This window comes from Flavicella marina (genome assembly GCF_009193215.1).
In the GTDB taxonomy this organism is placed as follows: domain Bacteria; phylum Bacteroidota; class Bacteroidia; order Flavobacteriales; family Flavobacteriaceae; genus Flavicella; species Flavicella marina.
The window spans coordinates 228,136-250,631 of record NZ_VYVA01000001.1; the positions used below are offsets into that span (position 1 = coordinate 228,136).

Below are 22,496 nucleotides of genomic sequence, written 5' to 3' on the forward strand. Positions count from 1 at the left end.
TTATTATTGACAATAACCTAACCACATCTGACAACTAAGAAACCTCTAAAACTTAGAATAAAAGTAATTTTGATACCAATAGACTGAAAAAATATGGGTAATATTAAAAACATACTATTTTTTATCAATTGCATCGCTACAATTGTATTTTTTATGGCGTGTTCATCTCCAGAAGAAAATGAAATTATTGAGAGTACACCACCGGCTGAAAAAGTTTATGTAACAGGTGCAGAAACTATAATTCCGTATCATACGTTGAAAATGTATTTGGATGAAAATTTTAGTCAGATGTATTTTTTAGATACCAAATTTAACGAAAGTCATGGAGGAAGTTATGTTTTAGATTATTTCGATGAAGGTGGTCAAGGAATGGACTCTTACCCAAGTATCACTATTGGAAGTGTAACTTTTGGAAATAATTATTGGGTTTCTGATAAAGCAGTAGTTGGAATGCCAGTACAATTGAAAGACATCTCTAATACTTTGACTTTTGATTTTAAAACAAGTCAATTAGAAGCTAATGACATTGATGATAAATGGATGGCTTCTATCAACTTTATTTTTGATAATTATGGAACTGAAACAAGTGAACCTGTAGCTAGTGAACGAGATTACGATTTAGTAATTATGCACGCGCATCACAATTTCAATGATAGCGTTCAAGACAAACCGTTGGACGAAAATACCAAAACCACACATTGGTATTTCGCTAGAAACTCCGACAAAAGTTTGAAACCTTACCACCTAACTATCGATGGAAAAACATACACTTATGCGGTTCGATATAAATTTTTTATCAATTCAGGAGATAAGAATAATAAAACTCACTTGAAATTTATCCCATACGGAAATACGGAGTTACCTGAAATTTTAAAAATCAACGTAAAAGAAGTCATTCAAACCACCAAAGATTATTTGCCATATGTAAATCTCACGCCAGAATTGAGAACCCTAGCGGAAACCAATATTGCTTTACCAAATGCATGGCTTAAAAGCATCAATGCTGGATATGAAGTTTACACGGGAAATGCCACATTAAATATTGAGCAATTCAGAGTAAACCTATAATTCTGGTGAAAGACAGCGTCATCCACAAGAATTTCAATTAAAACCAAGCTGTTCAAAGACTAAAAGAAACATTTTTATTACAACCTCTATTCCAAGGTCAAATAGGTCCCTTTAAAATTTTGATTCAGCACCATAATTTCAGTTTTGTTATGTTCTTTTGAAGGAACCACTTCAATACTTGCCTCACCGTTTGCCATATTTATAATTTCACTACCCGTTGGTGTCCCTTGATGTTTCAGCGTTGCTCCACCACTTAAACATTGAAAATACACACGATTTTCATAATCTAAACAACGTAAGTTATTCTTATCAACAGCGATAGCAGAAACTAAATAATTTCCATTCTCGAGTACTTCGTAAGATAATCTTAAACTTTTAGCAGGTCCATTTTTCACAAACCTATAATTCACCTTCAAAGAGTCTCTGTAGGTATTTTGGCCTTTTGACTTCCCTACAGCAACCAAATCATTTTCTCCTTTTTTAAAGTTAACGTTCCAAGTTAATCCAGAAGCTGGAAATTTTGTGATATCTCTTTTCTTAGTTCCTAAAGATTTTCCATTTTGATACAACTCTACCTCAGAACAATTGCTGTAAACACTGATTTCTCTTGCTTTATTTTTCGGTCCTTGACGCTCTGTCCATGTATGCGATTCGATATATGTAAAAGGCTCATCACTCCAGTAACTTTTAAATACATAATAAGCATCTTTCGGAATTCCATTTCTATCTGTAATACCTTTTTGATTCATATATGGGATATCATTTTCTGGACGCAATGGTGTTCCAAAATCTTTAAAGGCCCATTGAATATTACCGACAAAAGTAGCATCCAATTCTGAAATTCTTAAATGCCAATCAAATAAGTCAACGATGTAATTCTCACTCCAATCCCCAATTTGAGCTATGTTTGCGACATCCGTTTGAACAATAGCTTCTTCCCATCCATCAGAGTTAATACGCCCCTCACCTGTAATTGGGTTTTCGCTATGCCTACCTAGATGACTTGAGCCACCGTACTCTGCATGAATAAAATGTGGGTATTGCTTTTTATACAGATCAATCGCTTTTTGGTAACTCTTATAACTACCCGAATACCAACCAGACCATATTGATGGAGAAAAAACATCCACAATATCTGCTCCTTCATAATATTTTCTGATCGCTGTTTTTCTTGAAGGATCTAATTCATGAGCTAAATCGTTTAATTCTGTTAAAAAACTATTTATCTTTTCTGTATCATCTCCATTTTCGAAATCAGGCAACCAATAAATCTCATTTCCTAAAGACCAAATAATAATACTTGGATGGTTTTGATTTTGAACGATCATTTCCGTTAACAAATTCTTTGCATTTTTTTTCCAAACATCATTTCCAACACCTCCACGACACCATGGCAATTCATCCCAAACCAACAATCCCAAAGAATCACATGCCTTATATATTTCAGGGTCTTGAGGGTAATGCGCCAATCTCACGAAATTCGCCCCCATTTTCTTAATTGATTTCATATCATTCCAATGCTGTTCGTTTGACATTGCTGCACCAACTCCAGCATGTTCCTCGTGTCTGTGAGTTCCTCTTAACAGCAACCTTTTACCGTTTAAATAAAAAGGGCCATTCTTTTTAAATTCAAACCATCGGAATCCAACTTTGTCATGTAATACGTCCAATTCAACACCTTCTTTTAACAAAGAAACTGACACCGAATATAGAATTGGATTTTTAGTATCCCATAATTCAGGGTTTACAATAGAATCCAATGCAACTTCCATAGAGTTACTGGATACCTTTTCTTTTTTCGATAAAACTTCAATTCCTTTCGAATTCTTGAGAACTGTTTTCAAAAATAAGTTTTCCTCATTTTCCAAATTATTGATTTGAACATCTACGTGCATAGATGCTCGATCATTAGAAACAACTGGTGTACTAATCTTCAGTTTTGCCAAATGTGTTTTAGGTTTTACTAACCACCAAACATCTCTGGTAATCCCTCCATAGATAAAAAAATCGCTCTTTTGTGAAGGAATCAACTCTGGGTTGTACCCATTGTCTACCCTAACTAATATTTCATTTGTTCCCTCCTTAATAAATTTTGAAACATCTATTTCAAATCCAATATATCCTCCAATATGCTCTCCCGCTTTTTCTCCGTTTACGAACACCTGAGAAGTACAATTCGCACCTTCAAAATATAAAGCATAAAGACACGCACTCGATAGTGTAGGAATCTCTAATGTTTTCTTGTACCAACTTGCGTTTCGTCGGTAACCCGGTTCATTGTCTGTAACATCTAAATTATTCCAAGTATGTGGCAAATCAATTTTTGACCATTCTTTTGATAATTCAGGCATACCTTCGGAGTCATCCTCAAAATACAACCAATGCTCATTGATATTTTGTTTTGTACGTTGCATCGTATCACTTGCATTTTTACAACAAGAATACATTGCAAACAGTAGAATAGAACAAAAAGATTTAATTAGGATTTGAATTTTCATACGAGGATATTTTTATTTTTCTTTTGAAGAACTTTTTTGTCTTAGTAACGCTTCTAAAAAATAATAGTCTGCATATACTATAGGTTCGTCAATCTCATCATTTTTGGGACCATTTCCCGTACTATGTTTTAATATAAATGGACCATTTATAGATTCTTCTAAAAGATAATTCTTGGAATTCAAATTATTTAAAACTCTCGTTGCAAATGTACTATAAGATTGTTTTTTCGTATACGAATACAGTTCAAATAACCCTGAGCTTACTAAAGCCGCTGCAGAGGCATCCCTTGGAGTATCTGGACCCGAAGGCAAATCAAAATCCCAGTACGGTATTCCATCTTCAGGCAAATTTTTATGAGACATATAATAAGTTGCTGTCGCTTCGGCTTGGTCTAAAAACTCTTTGTTTTTAGTATATCTATAGGCTATTGTAAAACCATAAATTGCCCAACCTTGTCCGCGTGCCCATGAAGACTCATCATGAATACCTTGATGCGTCACCTTTTGCTTCACAGCACCATTTATCGTATCATAAACAACAACATGATACGTGCTATTATCTGGTCTAAAATGATTATTTAAAGTTGTTTTCGCATGTTGTTCTGCTATTTTATGAAAAGTACTATCTCCAGAAATCTTAGTTGCTTCAAACAACAACTCTAAATTCATCATATTATCAATGATTACTGGAAACTCCCATATATCAGCATTAAAATCCCACGAACGTAACAACTTCACGTTGCTGTTATACCTCGTGCATAATGTTTTTGCACTTTGTACAATTACATCTTTATAATATTGATTTTCATGATATTTCAATCCTTCACCAAAACTGCAAAATATTTTAAACCCCATGTCATGCGTTTTGTCATTCCATTGCTGGTCTTCCATCAAAGCAGTCCACTCCATGGCTTTGTTTTTAAATTCTTTTTTCCCTGTCAAAGCATAAATTTGCCATAAGTTCCCTGGGAAAAAACCACTCGTCCAATCTTTAGAGGGGACTTTATGAATTTCTTCAGGATTTAAGGACATACTTCTAGGAAATGAAAGTGCATCTACCTGATAATCGAGTAAATTTTCAAAACGTTTTTCTAATAATCCGTTTGCATCTGTTGTACTTATTTTTTCCCCTTTGTTAGTATTAGATTTACATGCTCCGAAGAGCAACGCAAACCCTATAAATACTATAAAATTATTTTTCTTCATTGAAATCATAAATTAATATCCGTTGTTTTGAGCTAGTAAGTTAGGATTTCTTTTCAATTCATCCTCTGGAAATAGTAAATAACAATCTCTAGATGCATAAAAACCTAAAAGACCATTTCGATATTGTTATAAGAAACAACACCAAAATGGCCTTTCAAAAAGTGAGTCACTAGTTTTTACAAACCTGCAATTTCTTTAATCTCTTTTATCGTTTTATCTGCCAAAGCATCTGCACTTTCTTGTGAAGTACTTTCTGTATAAATACGAATAATCGGTTCTGTATTTGACTTTCTTAAATGTACCCATTCCGTAGGAAAATCTATTTTTACCCCATCGATAGTATTTACATCTTCTGATTGATGTTTCTCAGCCATTTTAACCAAAACAGCATCGACATCTAAGCTTGGGGTCAATTGAATTTTGTTTTTACTCATATAGTAACTTGGATATGAATCTCGCAATTCTTTACAAGATTTACCACTTTTTGCCAAATGAGATAAAAACAAAGCCACACCAACCAAGGAATCTCTACCGTAATGAGATTCTGGATAGATGATTCCACCATTACCTTCTCCACCAATAACGGTATTGGTTTCTTTCATGGCAATCACAACGTTTACTTCACCAACTGCACTTGCGGTATAAGACCCTCCATGCTTTTCCGTAACATCTCTCAAAGCTCTCGATGAAGATAAGTTAGAAACAGTATTACCGCCTTTTAGTTCTCCTAGCACATAATCCGCACAAGCAACCAATGTATACTCTTCTCCAAACATAGAACCATCTTCGTTTACCAAAGCCAATCTATCTACATCCGGATCCACCACAATTCCAAAATCTGCTTTTTCTGCAACGACCAATTTCGAAATATCTTCTAAATGCTCTTTTAAAGGTTCTGGGTTATGAGGAAACTGTCCATTTGGATCACAGTACAACTTTACACACTCTACTCCCAATCGCTCTAACAAAGCAGGAATAAATATTCCCCCAGTAGAATTCACTGCATCTAAAACTACTTTAAAATTCGCTTTCTTTACAGCTTCAACATCCACCAAATTCAAGTCGAGAACCGCATCGATGTGTTTTTGAACATACGAGCGATCTTTAGTATAGGCTCCTAAATCATCAACCTCAGCATAGCCATAAGCATCGTTATCAGCAAGCACCAAAATTTTCTCTCCTTCAACACCATTCAGAAACTCTCCTTTCTCGTTTAATAACTTTAAAGCATTCCATTGCTTTGGGTTATGAGAAGCAGTGATAATTATTCCGCCATCAGCTTTTTCCATAGGCACAGCAACCTCAACAGTTGGTGTTGTTGACAATCCTAAATCTACGACATCAATTCCCAATCCAACCAAAGTATTCGAAACCAGACTACTAATCATTTTCCCTGAAATTCGAGCATCTCTTCCGATTACCACTTTTAATTTTTCGGTCTTTTTCTCATTTCGCTCCAACAACCAAGTACCGTATGCACTTGCAAATTTAACAGCATCTAATGGGGTCAAGTTGTCTCCAATCCCTCCTCCAATTGTTCCTCGTATTCCTGATATTGATTTTATTAATGACATAGTTTAATTTTTATTTAAGAACAGTAATCCTACTTACTACCCCCAATTTTGTATAAAAGGACTTCTGTAATATTTGTCCAATTAAAATAAATTTCATGAGTATTCCCATTCCCGGTAACTCTAATATAACGTGCTTTTTTGTTAATGTCGAAATTTTCATAATCTAATGATACTCCTTTCGATTTCCCATTAAAAATACTATTCCAATTCTTTTCGTCATCGGAGATTGAGATATCAAAATAATAATTTCGTTGGTCTCCATTATAAAATGCAATGCAGATTTGCGAAATCTCTATTGGTGATTTCAAATCATATTGAATCCATGGTTTGATACCATCGATACGTTCACCACGCCAACTAGATTTTCCTGATATATCATTATCTATTGTTAGCTTCGGAAAAAAATCGCCAGCACCATGTTCTTTGGTTTCCCAAATATTTGCTTTCACAAGAATATCATCAGTATTTATTTTACTTTTTTGACCTGATGCAATAGAACATAGTGAAGTCAAAATCGAAAATGTAATAGCGTTTATTAATCTTAATTTAAATATCTTCATTAGTTTCAGTTTTACTCGAAAAATCGCAACATTGTTTTCATTTAGCGTTGATATATTCCATCCTTGATTGCTCAATTTCATTATATATTGTTCTATTCTTTTTAATAATGCCATCTTACAAAAGCTTCCATCGCTGCATACCTAGCAAGACCTAGAATATCATACAAATCTGCTGTTTCTTTATTTCTATCTTCTGCGCGTTGCCAAAATTCTCTACTATCGGTTCCTTGAAAAACCACACCATCTTTTTGAGATTGATGTTTAAATATCCCATATCGTTTTTCCAAAACTTGATCTGGTCCCATTGGTACGGCCATTTCTATTTCTTCAATTCCCCATTCTTGCCAAGCGCCTCGGTACAACCACAACCAACAATCATTCATGAATGGTTTTGGTTTTAATCGTTTAACGGCTTCAAAAATTGCATCCAAACAAACCTTGTGTGTTCCATGTGGATCCGCTAAATCTCCAGCTGCATAAATTTGATGTGGTTGTATTTTCTCAATCAAATCCATCGTTAATTGAATATCTTCTTCTCCGACAGGTTTTTTCTCGATAGTTCCGGTTTCGTAAAAAGGTAAATTCATGAAGTGTATTTGTTCATCTTTCAAACCAACGAAATAACTTGTAGCTCGTGCTTCTCCTTTTCGAATCAACCCTTTGATATGTCGAACTTCAGAAGTATCTATATCACTTCCTTTTTTATTTTTTAAAAACTCGTTGGCTTGTTGATAAATATTTATCGCTTCAGGACTTTCAATATTAAAGTGTTGGTTATAATCACAAACAAAACTTGCAAAACGATGCGCTTCGTCATCAGCCACCGCAATATTTCCTGAAGTCTGGTAGGCCACATGCACTTCATGTCCTTGCTCTACCAAACGCTTGAAAGTTCCACCCATACTGATAATATCGTCATCGGGATGAGGACTAAAAATTAATACACGTTTTTTCGCTGGGAGTGCTCGTTCTGGACGATTTGTATCTTCTGCATTAGGTTTCCCTCCTGGCCAGCCAGTGATGGTATTTTGAAGTTTGTTAAAAATCTTAATATTGATATCGTAAGAAGCCCCTTCCTCAGCCAATAAATCACTCATCCCATTCTCTATATAATCGTCATCGGTAAGCATCAAAATAGGTTTTTTCAATTTTAAGGCTAAACCTAAAACAGCTTTTCGAATCATCCTATCACTCCACTCTACCTTTTCAACCAACCACGGACTTCTAACTCTGGTTAATTGTGAACTTGCTTCTTTGTCTAAAATAAAAGTTACATTGTTGTGTTCTTGTAAATAGCTCGCCGGAATTTTGCTAGTCACTTCACCTTCAACCGCAGCTCTTACAACTTTGGATTTTCTTTCTCCCCAAGCTAGCAAAATCACTTTTTTCGACTCCATTATTTTCTTTACACCTAAAGTAATTGCTGTTCTTGGAGTATTAGAAATCCCTGAAAAATCGCCACTTGCTGCCACTCTAGTCATGTGATCTAGTGCAACCAATCTCGTTTTAGAATTTTGCAATGAACCCGATTCATTAAAACCAATATGTCCGTTTCCTCCTATTCCTAATATTTGCAAATCGATACCTCCTAAAGCATCTATTTTTGCTTCGTAAGAAGCACAGTAATCCGAAATTTCAGCCTTAGACAAAGTTCCATCTGGAATATGATAATTATCTCGATCAATATCTACATGATCAAACAGTAATTCTTTCATAAATCTGACATAACTGTTTATTGAATCTGGTTCCATTGGATAATATTCATCCAAATTAAAACTTACCACATTTTTAAAACTCAAGTTTTCTTCTTTATGCAAACGAACAAGTTCAGCGTACAGTCCTTTTGGAGAAGAACCAGTAGCCAACCCTAGCACACACATCTTATTTTGTGCCTGTTTTTCTTTAATCAATGAAGCAATTTCTTTGGCTACAGCAATTGAAGCAGCATTAGAATCTTCGAAAATATGTGTTCCAATATTCTCGTATCTTTTCTCAAATCCAGTTGCATTATCTATAGTGCTTTTTGTCATATCTTTTAATTTTTATCTATTATCGTTTTAATCTTATTCTTGCGTATAAGTCTCAATAGCTCGATTACTTTTATTTCTTATTATTAATTCTCTTCCAATTTTGCAATTTGTGTCCTTTTAAAGCAAAAAATAATATAATTGCATAACACGGAACTAGAATCCAATAACTACTGGTTGCGGCATTAGCCGTAGCAACTGATTGTTCTATTCCACTTGCAATTAATTCCACTTTTTCACTGTCAACCAAACGCCCATATAAGGGTGGAATTATTGCACCACCAGAAATTGCCATCACTAATAATGCTGAACCAGTTTTGGTAAACTTGCCAAGTCTAGCCAAGGTAAGTGGCCAAACCGCAGGCCAAACCAAGGCATTCGATATACCTAATGAAGCAACGAATAAAACAGACGTAAATCCGCTCGTACATAAAATCAAAACACTGAATACAATTCCTAACAAAGCACTTATAACTAATGCCTTACCCTGACTTATATATTTAGGAATTAAAATAATACCAATTATATAGGTAACAACCATTGAAAACAAGGTAAGTGTAGTAAAAAACTTGGCATCTTCAGCATCAAACCCTAGAGAAATTCCATATGCGATGATGGTATCTCCGGCAATCACCTCTGCTCCAACATATACAAAAAGTGTCAACACGCCTAGCCATAAGTGGGGGAATTGAAATATACTTGTTTTTGTGGTTTCTCCCTCAGGAGTTTTTTCTTCAGATGCAGCCTCGACTTGAGGAAGTGGAGCTTTTCGTATTAATATTCCAAGAATTGCCAATACACCCGCCATTACTAAATAGGGAACAAATACACTGTCGGCCATTTGATCTAGTAAAACATTTTTTTCAACCTCAGAAACTGCTGTCAATTTTTCTTTTACATCGTCTATTCCAGATAACAACAATGCTCCAAAAATTAATGACCCTAACGCACCTGCAGTTTTATTCGCAATTCCCATGATAGCAATTCTCTTTGCACCACTCTCTAAGGGGCCAAGAATTGTAATATATGGGTTTGCTGCAGTTTGCAACAAGGTCATTCCAACTCCTTGAATAAAGATACCTGTTAAAAACACCCAATAGGTTCTAGCTTCGGCAGCAGGAATAAAAACTAAGGCTCCAATCGCCATGATAAGCAATCCTAAAGACATCCCTTTTCTATAACCTATTTTGGTCAAAATACTTGATGCCGGAAGTGCCATTAAAACAAAAGAAATATAAGAAGCTGAAGCCACTAAATAAGACTGTGCTTCAGTCAATTCGTTGATCGTTTTCATAAAAGGAATCAGCGCTCCGTTTATCCAAGTAACAAATCCGAAAATAAAAAACACACCCGCGATAATTGCAATGGGCACTAAATTATTTTTTGCTTCAAGATTCTTTTTTTCTGAATTCATTCTTTCAATTTTGGTTAATTATTAATTCATTGTGATAAAATTCAATAGTTTCATGCAAAGCAGTGTCAAGTGAATATATCGGTTCAAAACCTAACTTATTAAATTTGGTTGTATCTGCCTTAGAGTGCTTAATATCTCCTGGGCGTTCATCTAAAAATACAATCTCTGATTTAGAGTTTGTTATCTCTTTTATTTTTTCTGCTAGTTCTAAAATTGACGTACTATGACCTAGAGCTACATTATAGGTCTCATTTCCTATTTGAGAAGCCAAAATATTTGCTCGAACAACGTCTTTTACATAAATAAAATCTCTGGTTTGTGAACCATCACCATAAATCGTAATGGGTTGATTTTGTAAGGCTTTATTAATGAATATAGGTACTGCTGCAGCATATGCTGATTTAGGATCTTGTCTTGGTCCAAAAACATTGAAATACCTTAGAGAAGCTGTCTCTAATTTGTATTGATCTAAATACATTTTTAAATAATACTCACCGTCTAGTTTCGTGATTGCATAGGGTGTCATCGGTTCAGGAAACATCGTTTCTACTTTTGGAAGTATGGGATTGTCTCCGTAATTCGCAGCAGAAGTTGACAACACTACTTTACAAGCATCATTTTCACGAGCAGCATCTAAAACATTTAAGGTTCCTAAAGTATTGATTTCTATACATTCTTTCATTTTCAACAGCGATTCTGGAACGCTGACTAAAGCCGCCAAATGAAAAACTGCATTGGCATTATGTATGACCCTGTTCATCAAATTTTCATCTCGAATATCACCATTGATAAATGCGACATTCATGCCTTCTAAATTCTTTTTAAACCCTGTTCTTAAGCTATCAACAACAACAACTTCATGTCCTAATTTCAACAATTGTTCTGCTATATGACTGCCGATAAAACCAGCTCCTCCAGTAATAATATATTTCCCCATTTTAATTTTCTATTTGATTGAATTGTGTTTCCATGCTCTCTATTAACTTCAATTGATTCTGTGCTCTATCAAAATTGTGGTTCGGGTATTTTGTTTTGTAATAAACATCATCATTTAAAAAATCAGTAAGAAAACGTATTCCCATAATAAATATCATGGATTTTGCTCCTAGGGGTAGGTATTTCAGTTCTAATTCTGACAAAGCATCACCTGTTTTCTCTAAAAAGCCTTTTAAGTAGGCCTGGTAGTAGGGTATGTTAAAATTTACCAAATCTAAATTTTGTTCATCCTCTGCAGCAGTATTGCATATTGTTCGAATGGCATCACCAAAATCGTAGTGTACAATTCCAGGCATAATAGTATCTGTATCGATCACACAAAGTCCCTTTTTATCTTTGGTAAACAAAGCATTGGATATTTTAGTATCATTATGTGTCACTCTCATTTTTATTTCACCACTCTCTTTTAATCGCTGAATGATATGCATTTCATCTTTGTAAGCTTTCACGCGCTCAATTAAAACATCTGCCTTTTCAAGTCTTTCTGTAGAGGCATTTTTTAAAGCAGTCTCAAATTGCTCAAAACGAAATGACATGTCGTGAAATTTTGGAATCACTTCTGTTAACTTAGAGGCATCGAAATCATCAGTTAAATTTAAAAACTCACCGAAAAGTTTTCCGCCTTCATAAGCAATTTCAGAATCATTCACGGTTTCAAAAGTGACACTGTCCTCAATAAAAACCATCAAATTCCAATAATCTCCATTTTCGGATTGGTAATACGATTCTCCCTCCTTCGTTTTCACAAAGGTCAACACTTCACGTTTTTGCCCTGATTCTTCTAGTGCATTAAGTTTGTTTTGAAGATGAACACTGACACTCACCTTATTTTCTATCAAACCAGGAACATCTTTAAATACCCCATGATTGATTCTCTGTAACACATAGCTTGGCTGTATTTTGGTATTTATCAAATATGTATCATTGATATGCCCTGAAGCCAACTCCTGATATGAGGCAAAATTAGACTCATCATCAAATTTTGAAAAAACCGATTTTAATAATTCTGTTTTCATCTTACCACAAATTTTTAGGATAGACAGACTCTTGCTTTAGCTTATTGATTGCTTCTTTTACAATAGGTTTATCTTCTTGATATGTAACACCAAACCATTTTGCATTAGATTTCAAAACTTCAACGTTGGCGATTCCTGATTTTAAAATTTCATTGACTACAGAAGGAATAAAAAATTCTGACTTTAAATTGTGCTTTTCTTCTTCAAGAAATTTTTCAAATAATTCTGTTCCGAATTCAAAACATTTAGGAGTAAATCCCCAAAAATTCATAGACACCACAGTATCCTCATCTATATCAATAAAAGTACCTTGATCATCTTTACGCATCAATTTTCCATCAATTTTCTCAATATGTGTTCTTTCTGTTACATCGGTTAAAAATCCTTTTTCGTTTACTTGACACTCACCTCTTGATACGAATCCATGATCAGATACCGTATTTTTCAATAAATAAGCCATTGTATTGAAATTGTAAGAATTTTTGTCTTTCTCAATAAGAGAGGCCGCCATTACATCAAAAGCTTCACGACCGTAAAAATCATCCGCGTTTATAATTGCAAAATTTTCTTTAATAGCATCTTTGGCCATCAGCAACGCATGCCCAGTACCCCAGGGTTTCGTTCTTTCAGGATTGATATATTTTTCAGGAACATTATCTAATTCTTGATACACATATGCAACTTCAGCTTTTCTTTCTAGTTTTTTATTGAATATTTCTTTGAATTCTTTTTCAAAACTTCTTCGAATAATAAATACAAATTTTCCGAAACCTGCTTGCAAAGCATCATAGATTGAAAAATCAATTATTGTATCTCCTTCTGGGGTAAAACTGTCAATCTGTTTTAAACCTCCATACCTACTTCCCATTCCTGCAGCCAAAACCACTAAGGCTGGTTTGTTATTCTCTGTCATTTTAAAAAATTTTTCAATTAAACTACACTACTGAAAAACAACGAATTACAATTCATATTGTTTCTAAAAACGTCATTTACCTCTACAAAACTAAGAGAAATATTAGTATAAAAAAAGGAAAACACAAAAAAATGTGTTCGAGCACATTTAAAAATGTTCTCGAACACACTAAAATACTGTGCTCGAGAACACAATTATTTTTTATAAACTTTTTAGTTATATTTGCTTCATGATGAAAAAATACACCATTAAGGACATATCAGAGTTAGCTGGAGTATCAAAAGGCACCGTTGACAGAGTTTTACATAAAAGGGGAAAAGTATCGGAAAGTGCTTTAAAAAAAGTAAATAAAATATTAGAGGAAATTGAATACAAGCCTAACCCTATTGCAAAAAGCCTTAAAAACAATAAGATATACCGAGTATGTATTTTATTTCCGAGATCTAACCAAGATTCTTTTTGGACACCATGCTTGACAGCAATCAAAGAGATGGAAAATAATTACCAAGCATTTGGAATTAGTATCGAACAACATAGGTATGATTCTAAATCTCCTACTTCATTTTTAGAACAGGCCAACGCATTAATCGCTACGAAACCTGATGCAATACTGATGGCTCCTTTATTTTATCAAGAGGCGCAAATCATTAAAAAACGTTGTTTTGAACAAGAAATCATCATCTCTACTTTCAATAATGTAATTGATAAAAACAGTCTCACAAATTATATCGGACAAGATTTATTTCAAACCGGGAGAATTGCGGCAAAGCTTTTGGATTCTCTAACAACTTCAGGGGATTTATTAATTGTGCATATTGACGAGCAAGTTCAAAATGCAACACATATGCAGGAAAAAGAAAATGGATTCAAACATTATTTTGAAGAAAAAAACGATCCTGCATACAGCATCTCAACCATCAACATAAACAAAACCTTAGACACAAATTATTTCGAGTTCTTAGATTCCTATTTTAAGTCTAATCCCAACATTACAGGAATCTTCGTTACTACATCAAAAACCTATGTAGCAGCTCAGTTTAAAACTGAAAGCAGAAAAGACATAAAAATCGTTGGTTACGATTTGGTCGAAAAAAATATTGAACACCTAAAAAAAGGAAGTATTGACTTTTTAATCAATCAAAACCCAAAAAAACAGGCCTTCCAAGGTTTGCGTAATCTTGCAGAACATTTGTTATTCGCAAAAGAAATACCAAAAGAAACATTACTTCCAATTGACATTATTAACTCAGAAAATTACAGAGAGTATTTAGAGTAATATTATTCTAACTGTAATACACCAAATGAACTAGGCGTATGAAAGTTTGGTTCATTCGTACTAGGATCTACCCAAGTAATCCAGGTAGGCACAAAGCTGCCATCTGAATTTGAATTATACTTTGCTCTAAAAATCCCAGTTTCAATTCTATTTTCCTTCAACAATCCAAGATCTTTTAGAGAAGTTAAACTGATACTTCCTTCAACTATAAAATGATCTGTTGCGATATTAGATTTAACTTCTAACTCACCTGTAGGCCAACTCCATTCAAAATCAAATTGTTTATTCGGCAACGCTTTAAAATCCATAATCCTTGGAGTAGGATCTATTTCTAAACAAAAATATGGAGACATTTTACGATCACTCCTAAAAAACAATTCTACACGGTCTGAGTCATTGATACTTGCATTTGAATCATCATCTTTAATTGCATGAATATTTGAATCGAATACTTTGAAACTAAAATAAAATTTACTTTTGCTGTACAACGAGCGAAACTCAATTCGAGCTATTTGCTCAGCATCCCAGGGAGATTTGAATTCGGTTATTATATTAGCTTTATCCCATAAAGAATCGCTTAATCTACCGTCTAATATTAACTCAGAAGCTCCTATTGATTTTACAGAATATGTTTGCATTTGTGACCTAGATTAAATTATTTTATGCGCCAAGATAGAAATAAATTAAATGTTGTGTACAAAAAAAAAATAGAGAAAAAATTAGTTGATACTATTCTTATAAAATCATTAAAGATATATACTTTTAGAATTGTCATTATTAATTAGTTTTATACACAGACAATCAACACTGATTATTATAAAAATAGATCGACTGGGATAAACATCTTGCAAAAATAACTTTACACCAATAATTAAATAAATTGAGGACGACAATACTATTTTAAATCAAAAAAGAAACATCTGAAATACAGCATCGGGAATTCATTTATTTATGGTTTTATTCAAACAAAATTGAATTTTTAGATCTCGACATACTCTAAAAAAACATAGACAACAATCTTAAAAAGAAAATTAATTCGTTATTTTTTCAAATCGATTTACTGTACCTAGGTAAAAATCACCTTCACCAACAAAGCTAATGATTGGCGAGCCTCAGCGTATATTGTACTTCTAATTCTCCCTAATTTCTATACCGAAAATCTCAAATAAAACATGTATTTGTCTATTTAAAATCAAGTCATGTTTTTATAAATCCTGGTTTTTCATTGATTAATTTTGGTTTATTGAAATGCCTTGCGTAAAATTTTCAATTGATCACAAAACAACCAAAATTCATCAAAATACAAGCACTAAAAAATGAAACTTAAAAACACACTTCAAATTCTTTTATTATTTCCTTTCTTCATGAATGCTCAAGACTGGGATGGTCTTCCAGTTCCAGCAGAAGCAAACAACTCAAATTATGTTTGGGAATTGGTAGATGAATTATCAGATAGTTTTAATTATGAAACCCCTTCTGGTTCTAACAAAGGAGCTACATTTAATACAAATTGGGAAGATGGCTATATCAACCCATGGCCCGGTTTCGGGAATACTACTTGGACACCAAACAACTCGAGAGTAACAAATGGTAATTTAGAATTAAAAGCTACTTCTAAAAATACAGCTCAAAACACTAATTATTTTAGTGCCGCACATGCTAGAACAACAATAATATATCCAGTATATATCGAAACAAATGTAAAAATAATGAATGCTGTAATGGCAAATGCTGTTTGGATGTTAAGCACCAACAGTAAAGAAGAAATAGATATAGTGGAGGCATATGGTTCTAGTTTTTCTGAAAGTTCAAATTCCTCTAAAGAATGGTTCGCAAGAAGAATGCATTTAAGTCATCATACATTTTCTTCCAGTGGAGCAGATTATCAACCAACAGATCCAGGTAGTTACTATTTAATACCAGAAGAAGATGGGAAATACTGGAGAGCTGGATTTCACCGAGTAGGAGTTTATTGGAGAGATCCTTTTCATTTAGAGTATTATATCGATGGAGAGCTTGTAAGAACTGTTTCAGGAGCATCGATTATCGACCCCAATGAGCATTTAAACGGCAATGGTTTATCTTCTCCAGAAACTATCATATTTTCTGGAGCTGCACAACAATGGCAAGTGAATAACGGAGTTTATCCTACTGTAAATGAATTATCTGTTGAATCGAACAATATTTTTCAAATTGATTGGATTAGAACTTACAAAAGGTTTGACTTACTTTCTACAAACACGCCTAAATCAAAAGCTTCGAAGGTATTACAGTTTTCAAACCCTGTTGGACGTTACATCACCATCAAGTATGATGCACAAATAAAAAACATAAAAATATTCAATATCAACGGTTCTTTGGTAAAAAGAATAGATTCTATACCACAAAACCAAAGAACAATTTTTATGGATGATTTAAGATCTGGTATTTATATCATAAAAGTAGTTGATCAAAAAGGAATGCAATACCAAGAAAAAATAATAAAACCTTAAAAAAATTATCGAGTTGTTTGCCACTACAAAAGATAGTTTCCCAACGAAGCTATCTTTTACACCCAAGCAAAATGAATACGTTTGGTGACAATAAATTCAAAATCTCACAACATCATAAAATAAAAAAAGCCTCAAAACATTAGTTTTGAGGCTTTTGCGGTCTGGACGGGACTCGAACCCGCGACCCCCTGCGTGACAGGCAGGTATTCTAACCAGCTGAACTACCAGACCGTTGCTGTTAGCGGTTGCAAATATAATACTTTATTCAAATTCGACAAGTTGTTTTTTTATTTTTTTTGATATTTATTTTTTGAAAATATTTTTAGTGATTTTTGATATTCTTCAATCGTATCAATATCTAAAAATTCTGATTGTATGGATATCTCTACAACCGATTTTTTGTGTTTGCTAAACAACTGAGTCGCACCTTTGTCTCCCTTTAGTGCGAGTAATTGATCGAACATGGTCTTTCGAAAAATCGCTGGAACACTGGGCTTGTTCATTTTTATAAATTTACTTGCAATTATCTTGTCTCCTACTTCTAAGAAAGTTTTTTTCAACCTAAACAAATCTGTTGAAAGCAAAAATGGTTGATCTGCCAGTACTATCAAGACCCCTTCGTAATGCAATCCTTTTATTTCAGAAATACCAGCAGCGATTGAAGAACTTATCCCCTGTTCCCAATTCGGATTTAAAACAATTTGAGTATTATTTTTTATCGCCTCTTGTGCTACATTCTTGGCGTCTGATCCTACTACAACATAAATTGATCGATATCCAGCCTCCTCAATTGTAGCAATAGTATTCCCCAATAATGTGGTATCTCCCCATGGTAATAGTTGTTTTTGAACTTTCATGCGTGAAGAAGCTCCAGCTGCTAAAATCAAGACTGCGATGTTATCTTTCATAACTTATGTTCACGAATGAATTGCAGATTTTTTCTCTGCTAAAGAAATCACTGTCTTTTTACGAGTAACCGCTAAAATTTCTGACATGATTGATATGGCTATTTCACTTGGTGTTTCTGCTCCAATATCTAAACCAGCCGGACCATGAATTTTTTCTATAAAATATTCATTTACATCAGGGTCGTATTCTATATAAGCATCGAGCAATTGTTCTCTGCGCTTTGTAGGGCCTAATAAACCGATATAACAAGGTACAGAATGTCTCAGTGCTTTTAAAAACAAAACATCTTTCGCAAAATTATGAGACATCAGTACTACAGCTGTTTGTGCATCAATGATTCCAGCATCAAAATTTTCAGGGCTGCAAGCTATAATTTCAGAAACGCCTGGAAACTCGGCCCTATTTATATTTTTATTCGGAGCACAAACCACTGTTACCAGCCACCCTGTAATGGTAGCCAATTCACATAGTTTCGAACTATCGTGTTCTGAACCGAATAAAACTAATTGAAAAGCTGGTTGAATCGTCTCATCAAAAACTTCAACAGAATTACCTTCATGAAGCATATGATTCTTTTTCAACGAAAATGAAACACCCGAACTCAAAACAACTTTTGTCCCCATCGAGCCTTTTGAAGCTAAACTATAATAAGTATTGAGCCTAAAACTTTTTCGTTCCTCAATTTCATTAAAAACTAACTGAAGACTCGGTAAATCTATAGTCAGTTCTTCCAACAATATATATAAAGCACCTTCACAACCCAATCTAAAACGTCCGTCGTAAGTCATGATCTTAGGCTCGCCGTTTTTAAAAACTGATTGAGCTTGTCGAATTACTTCTTTTTCAACACAACCACCACTTACTGCACCTACAGTTTTATCATTTTCTAAAACTAACATACGAACTCCCTCTCTTCTGTAAGAAGATCCCTCAACATGCACAACGGTAGCTAGAACGGCTTTCTGTCTAGTTTGCAACGCAACTAAATACGCTTCGAATATTTGTTTTAATTCGTGTGTCATGAAATATTCAATTCCCAATCTTTAATAAACGGTAATTTTCTTAACCTCTTACCAGAAGCAGCGTAAATCGCATTTGCCAACGCGGCACTTACAGGAGGCAAAGTAGGCTCTCCCAACCCTGTTGGATCTTCATCACTTTCGATAAATGAACAATAGACTTTTGGAGTCTCATTCATTCGAATCAATCGATACCTGTCGTAATTATTCACTTTTGGTTTCCCTTTTTCAAATTCTAGTTCTCCAAACAACGAATGTCCCAGTCCATCTATAATTCCACCTACCACTTGGTTTTCAGCCCCCGTTGGGTTCACTACAACACCACAATCAACAGCGCAAAAAACTTTTTTCACAACGGGTAAATCATCAATCATTTCTATCTCTACAATTTCTGCAACATAGGTACTATGACTATAATATGCGCTAAAACCTTGAAATCTATTTTTTTGAGTTTTGCCCCAATTCGCATCTTTCGCAACTTGTTTTATCACATTCGAAAACCGCTGAACAGAATAATTAGTTTTTCTGTTTACAGCCGCTAACATTTTTAACCTTTGCTTAATAGGATCAACTTCTAATTTTCGAGACAATTCATCAAAAAAGCTTTGTTCTGCAAATGCTAAAAAATTTGACACAGGTGCTCGCCAAAAACCAACAGTAATGTCGTTTTGAATTTTTGCCACGTCTACTTGGTAATTCGAAATTGCTCCAAAAGGAAAATTGCTCGCATTATGTCGGTACATCGTCCAGTTAACCGCTGCTTCTTTCAGGTGATAACTTACTACCTCATTATTTTTTATACCAGCTTTGATTTTATATTTCACACAGGGTTTATAAACACCTCCGGTCATATCATCTTCTCTCGTATACACCAACTTCACTGGTTTTCTTAATTTATTGGAAATCACAGCTGCATCTACAACAAAATCTCCGTTCAAACGCCTTCCAAAGCCTCCTCCCATTCTGGTCATTTCCACTGAAATATCCGAAATTTTTCGACCTAATTTGTTTGCTACATTTTTTCTAGATCCTTCAGGTGTTTGAATTGGCCCAACCAGTTCTACTTTAGCATCCGTTACATTTGCAAAAAAGTTCATCGGCTCCATACAATTATGAGGCAAAAACGGACTCTCATAAATTTCCTCTAAAACGAACTCTGCTTCTTCATTTGCTGCAACCACATCATCCGATGTTTTCCAGTTTTTAAAACTTTCACCTGCCAACAATTGGTGCATTTTTTGATCCATTTCAGAGGTACCATCTATTGCACCATCACTACTCCATTTTGCTTGAACCATTTTTTTTGCAGAAAAAGCAGTCCAGGTGTTATTTGCGACAACGGCAATGTTGTTATCGAACTCAAAAACAGAAACTACTCCCTTTAACTTCATGGATTCAGACGCATCAAAACTCAGAAGCTTTTGACCAAATGCCGGTGGTCGTACTACTGCTGCATACAACATATTATCAACTTTATAGTCGATACCGTAAATGGGTTTACCAGTTGTAATATTATCTATATCCATATTCCCTTTCCCTTTACCGATAATCGTAAAGTCTTTAGGTTTTTTAAGTATGACATTTGAAGGCACTTCTAACTTGGCAGCCACTTCTACCAATTTTCCATAACTGATTTTTTTTCCATCACTTCTATAAACATAACCTTCTTTCGTAAACAATGATTCCTTTGGAATTTTCCATTCAATTGCAGCTGCCTCTAAAAGCATCTGTCTTGCAGTAGCGCCACTTTTTCTTAATGGTTTCCATGCTTTTCTTATAGATTGACTTCCTCCTGCTAATTGTCTTTGGTACTTTTCAGTATCTAATTTTGCTTGTTCAACGATTACATCTCCCCAAGCAACATCCAATTCCTCAGCAATTAGCATCGGCATTGATGTTTTGACTCCTTGTCCTATTTCAGGATTAGGCGAATAAATAGTCACTTTACCGTTTGTGGCAATTTTTATAAAGGCATTGAAATCATGGAAGTTTAACTTTTCATCTGCATCAAATAAAGTTGCCTCATTAGAAATAGCACTTGCATAATTTACTCCAAACAAAATACCTCCACTTGCGAGTAATGTAGTTTTTAAAAACGACCTTCTTTCTATGTTTTTTGTAGCTTTCATATGTCGCATTTAAGAGTTTAATTTATTTTCATCAGCGGCTAACAACACCGCCTCTTCAATTTTATTATAGGCAGCACATCTACATATATTACCTTGCATCGCTTCACGAACTTCATCTCTAGAAGGCGCTTTATTTTCTTCTAAAAGCGCAGAAGCTGTCATGATCTGCCCTGCCTGACAATAACCGCATTGAGGTACATCTAATGCCTTCCAGGCCTTCTGGATTGGATGATCATTTTCTTTCGACAAACCTTCTATGGTAGTAATTTCACTTCCTGCAACAGCAGCAACTGGCAACAAACAACTCCTCGTTGGTGAACCATTTAAATGCACCGTACAAGCTCCGCACTGACCAATACCACAACCAAATTTTGTCCCCATTAAATTGAGCTCATCTCTTAAGACCCATAATAACGGTGTAGCAGCATCAACCTCTACTTGATACTTTTTCTTGTTAATTTTCAATCGAAACTTTTCCATATTTTTTCTGTAAATAAAATAGAACTCACAAGTTATCAAATATTCTTTTATAACCTATTGCTATATTTATTCTTACATATGACGAATTTTACCCTTTCCCAAATAGACTTTTCAATTGATAACCAACCATTGATAGATAGTTTGTAACTTTGTTTCAATGAAAAACTCGTTGTTCTATTTATTTTTCTGGTTTACACTAGGCATGTTCTCACAGTCTAAAGAATCCCCTAAAAATGTTTCCAAGCTAAACACAGACCACTTTGTAGGCTGTGATTACAACATGGACTTGTATTATTTTACAGGGACAGTTTTTACTAAAAAAACAAAAGAACGAGAATTGAACTATTCTAACTTTCTGTATGGTGATATCACTTCTATTGACATCACGAACCCTTTGAAAATAGTTGTTTTTTATAGAGATTTTAACGTAGTTGTCATTTTAGACAGTCAACTCAATGAGCTTGAAGTCGTACAAATACCTTATGACATTTTGTTCGCTTCAAAAGGAGCCGCGAATCATATTTGGCTTTTTACTACAAATACTCGAACAATTGAAAATTACAATTTCAAAACAAAAACAGTTGCTTCTAAATCACAGCCCTTGAAAAACATAAGTGCTAAAAAACTGAGAAGTACAGAAAACTATGCCTATTTACAAACGGAAAATGGAATTTTGGTCTTTGACTATCTTTCAAATTACATTGAAACGAAAGAAGCGACAAATCTTGTTGATTTTCAAATTAGTAACAGAAAACTTTTTACAGCAACAAAAGACAGTATTTTTAAACTATCATCAGAAAAAGAATTCATAATCGCTCCAGATCTAGAATCCTTTGATAATTTTTATATGAACAACAAGTATATCTACATTTACCAGGAGTCTCAATTATATCTTTTTTCTACTGAGAAAAAATAATAT

Annotated in this window: 18 protein-coding genes and 1 tRNA gene; 4 read left to right on the forward strand and 15 right to left on the reverse strand. The window is 34.2% G+C overall.

From position 1 onward, the window contains the following. The first annotated feature begins 93 nt into the window (after positions 1–93). Entirely contained in the window at positions 94–1,068 is a 975-nt protein-coding gene (locus tag F6P99_RS00855) for a hypothetical protein (RefSeq protein ID WP_152285553.1), read from the forward strand. Between the two features lie 86 nt (positions 1,069–1,154). On the opposite strand, the gene F6P99_RS00860 is transcribed toward F6P99_RS00855, so the two are convergent. From F6P99_RS00860 to F6P99_RS00900, 9 genes are all read right to left on the reverse strand, one after another. Continuing rightward, complete coding sequence (locus tag F6P99_RS00860) at positions 1,155–3,566, reverse strand: glycoside hydrolase family 2 protein (RefSeq protein WP_152285554.1); 2,412 nt, start codon at positions 3,564–3,566, stop codon at positions 1,155–1,157. A gap of 12 nt (positions 3,567–3,578) precedes the next feature. Beyond that, positions 3,579–4,772, reverse strand: a complete 1,194-nt coding sequence (locus F6P99_RS00865) for a glycoside hydrolase family 88 protein (protein ID WP_152285555.1) — start codon at positions 4,770–4,772, stop codon at positions 3,579–3,581. Between the two features lie 176 nt (positions 4,773–4,948). Beyond that, entirely contained in the window at positions 4,949–6,346 is a 1,398-nt protein-coding gene (gene glmM / locus F6P99_RS00870; protein ID WP_152285556.1) for a phosphoglucosamine mutase, read from the reverse strand. Positions 6,347–6,375: 29 nt separating this feature from the next. Further along, the gene (locus F6P99_RS00875; protein ID WP_152285557.1) at positions 6,376–7,020 is read right to left on the reverse strand and encodes a discoidin domain-containing protein; all 645 of its coding nucleotides are present in this window, start codon (positions 7,018–7,020) and stop codon (positions 6,376–6,378) included. Then, entirely contained in the window at positions 7,008–8,936 is a 1,929-nt protein-coding gene (gene nagB / locus F6P99_RS00880; protein ID WP_152285558.1) for a glucosamine-6-phosphate deaminase, read from the reverse strand. The genes F6P99_RS00875 and nagB overlap by 13 nt, the downstream gene beginning before the upstream one ends. Positions 8,937–9,006: 70 nt before the next feature. Continuing rightward, positions 9,007–10,347, reverse strand: coding sequence for a sugar MFS transporter (locus tag F6P99_RS00885; RefSeq protein WP_152285559.1), 1,341 nt, complete (start codon positions 10,345–10,347; stop codon positions 9,007–9,009). A gap of 4 nt (positions 10,348–10,351) precedes the next feature. Next, positions 10,352–11,284, reverse strand: coding sequence for an SDR family oxidoreductase (locus F6P99_RS00890; protein ID WP_152285560.1), 933 nt, complete (start codon positions 11,282–11,284; stop codon positions 10,352–10,354). 1 nt (position 11,285) lies between these two features. Next, the gene (locus tag F6P99_RS00895; protein ID WP_152285561.1) at positions 11,286–12,359 is read right to left on the reverse strand and encodes a phosphotransferase enzyme family protein; all 1,074 of its coding nucleotides are present in this window, start codon (positions 12,357–12,359) and stop codon (positions 11,286–11,288) included. Position 12,360: 1 nt separating this feature from the next. Beyond that, positions 12,361–13,272 (reverse strand): nucleotidyltransferase family protein, encoded by a 912-nt coding sequence (locus F6P99_RS00900; protein WP_152285562.1) that lies wholly within the window; start codon positions 13,270–13,272, stop codon positions 12,361–12,363. Positions 13,273–13,501: 229 nt separating this feature from the next. On the opposite strand from F6P99_RS00900, the gene F6P99_RS00905 reads away from it, so the two are divergent. After that, on the forward strand, positions 13,502–14,548 hold the full coding sequence (locus F6P99_RS00905; protein WP_226912981.1) for a substrate-binding domain-containing protein: 1,047 nt from the start codon (positions 13,502–13,504) through the stop codon (positions 14,546–14,548). 2 nt (positions 14,549–14,550) lie between these two features. On the opposite strand, the gene F6P99_RS00910 is transcribed toward F6P99_RS00905, so the two are convergent. Next, positions 14,551–15,186 (reverse strand): sugar-binding protein, encoded by a 636-nt coding sequence (locus tag F6P99_RS00910; RefSeq protein ID WP_152285563.1) that lies wholly within the window; start codon positions 15,184–15,186, stop codon positions 14,551–14,553. A gap of 678 nt (positions 15,187–15,864) precedes the next feature. Between F6P99_RS00910 and F6P99_RS00915 the strand changes: the two genes are divergently transcribed. Continuing rightward, a complete protein-coding gene (locus F6P99_RS00915; protein WP_152285564.1) occupies positions 15,865–17,040 on the forward strand; it encodes a T9SS type A sorting domain-containing protein in 1,176 nt (391 codons plus the stop codon). A gap of 157 nt (positions 17,041–17,197) precedes the next feature. Here F6P99_RS00915 and F6P99_RS00920 read toward each other — a convergent pair. From F6P99_RS00920 to F6P99_RS00940, 5 genes are all read right to left on the reverse strand, one after another. Next, positions 17,198–17,271 (reverse strand) — tRNA-Asp (locus tag F6P99_RS00920). Positions 17,272–17,327: 56 nt separating this feature from the next. Further along, positions 17,328–17,948, reverse strand: a complete 621-nt coding sequence (locus F6P99_RS00925; protein ID WP_152285565.1) for a nucleotidyltransferase family protein — start codon at positions 17,946–17,948, stop codon at positions 17,328–17,330. Positions 17,949–17,957: 9 nt separating this feature from the next. After that, entirely contained in the window at positions 17,958–18,971 is a 1,014-nt protein-coding gene (locus F6P99_RS00930; RefSeq protein WP_152285566.1) for an XdhC family protein, read from the reverse strand. Continuing rightward, the gene (locus F6P99_RS00935; protein WP_152285567.1) at positions 18,968–21,097 is read right to left on the reverse strand and encodes a xanthine dehydrogenase family protein molybdopterin-binding subunit; all 2,130 of its coding nucleotides are present in this window, start codon (positions 21,095–21,097) and stop codon (positions 18,968–18,970) included. The genes F6P99_RS00930 and F6P99_RS00935 overlap by 4 nt, the downstream gene beginning before the upstream one ends. 9 nt (positions 21,098–21,106) lie before the next feature. Continuing rightward, positions 21,107–21,577 carry a (2Fe-2S)-binding protein gene (locus F6P99_RS00940; RefSeq protein ID WP_152285568.1) on the reverse strand — a complete coding sequence of 157 codons (471 nt, stop codon included), beginning with the start codon at positions 21,575–21,577 and terminating at the stop codon, positions 21,107–21,109. Positions 21,578–21,734: 157 nt separating this feature from the next. Between F6P99_RS00940 and F6P99_RS00945 the strand changes: the two genes are divergently transcribed. Continuing rightward, the gene (locus F6P99_RS00945) at positions 21,735–22,493 is read left to right on the forward strand and encodes a hypothetical protein (protein ID WP_152285569.1); all 759 of its coding nucleotides are present in this window, start codon (positions 21,735–21,737) and stop codon (positions 22,491–22,493) included. Positions 22,494–22,496 lie beyond the last annotated feature (3 nt).

Bases quoted from the DNA above. Each gene is read 5' to 3' on its own strand.
- F6P99_RS00900 (WP_152285562.1), bottom strand. From the start codon at position 13,272: ATGACAGAGAATAACAAACCAGCCTTAGTGGTTTTGGCTGCAGGAATG.
- F6P99_RS00940 (WP_152285568.1), bottom strand. From the start codon at position 21,577: ATGGAAAAGTTTCGATTGAAAATTAACAAGAAAAAGTATCAAGTAGAG.
- F6P99_RS00885 (WP_152285559.1), bottom strand. From the start codon at position 10,347: ATGAATTCAGAAAAAAAGAATCTTGAAGCAAAAAATAATTTAGTGCCC.
- F6P99_RS00935 (WP_152285567.1), bottom strand. From the start codon at position 21,097: ATGAAAGCTACAAAAAACATAGAAAGAAGGTCGTTTTTAAAAACTACA.
- F6P99_RS00945 (WP_152285569.1), top strand. From the start codon at position 21,735: ATGAAAAACTCGTTGTTCTATTTATTTTTCTGGTTTACACTAGGCATG.
- glmM (WP_152285556.1), bottom strand. From the start codon at position 6,346: ATGTCATTAATAAAATCAATATCAGGAATACGAGGAACAATTGGAGGA.
- F6P99_RS00925 (WP_152285565.1), bottom strand. From the start codon at position 17,948: ATGAAAGATAACATCGCAGTCTTGATTTTAGCAGCTGGAGCTTCTTCA.
- F6P99_RS00930 (WP_152285566.1), bottom strand. From the start codon at position 18,971: ATGACACACGAATTAAAACAAATATTCGAAGCGTATTTAGTTGCGTTG.
- F6P99_RS00905 (WP_226912981.1), top strand. From the start codon at position 13,502: ATGATGAAAAAATACACCATTAAGGACATATCAGAGTTAGCTGGAGTA.
- F6P99_RS00910 (WP_152285563.1), bottom strand. From the start codon at position 15,186: ATGCAAACATATTCTGTAAAATCAATAGGAGCTTCTGAGTTAATATTA.
- F6P99_RS00865 (WP_152285555.1), bottom strand. From the start codon at position 4,772: ATGAAGAAAAATAATTTTATAGTATTTATAGGGTTTGCGTTGCTCTTC.
- F6P99_RS00860 (WP_152285554.1), bottom strand. From the start codon at position 3,566: ATGAAAATTCAAATCCTAATTAAATCTTTTTGTTCTATTCTACTGTTT.
- F6P99_RS00915 (WP_152285564.1), top strand. From the start codon at position 15,865: ATGAAACTTAAAAACACACTTCAAATTCTTTTATTATTTCCTTTCTTC.
- nagB (WP_152285558.1), bottom strand. From the start codon at position 8,936: ATGACAAAAAGCACTATAGATAATGCAACTGGATTTGAGAAAAGATAC.
- F6P99_RS00895 (WP_152285561.1), bottom strand. From the start codon at position 12,359: ATGAAAACAGAATTATTAAAATCGGTTTTTTCAAAATTTGATGATGAG.
- F6P99_RS00855 (WP_152285553.1), top strand. From the start codon at position 94: ATGGGTAATATTAAAAACATACTATTTTTTATCAATTGCATCGCTACA.
- F6P99_RS00875 (WP_152285557.1), bottom strand. From the start codon at position 7,020: ATGGCATTATTAAAAAGAATAGAACAATATATAATGAAATTGAGCAAT.
- F6P99_RS00890 (WP_152285560.1), bottom strand. From the start codon at position 11,284: ATGGGGAAATATATTATTACTGGAGGAGCTGGTTTTATCGGCAGTCAT.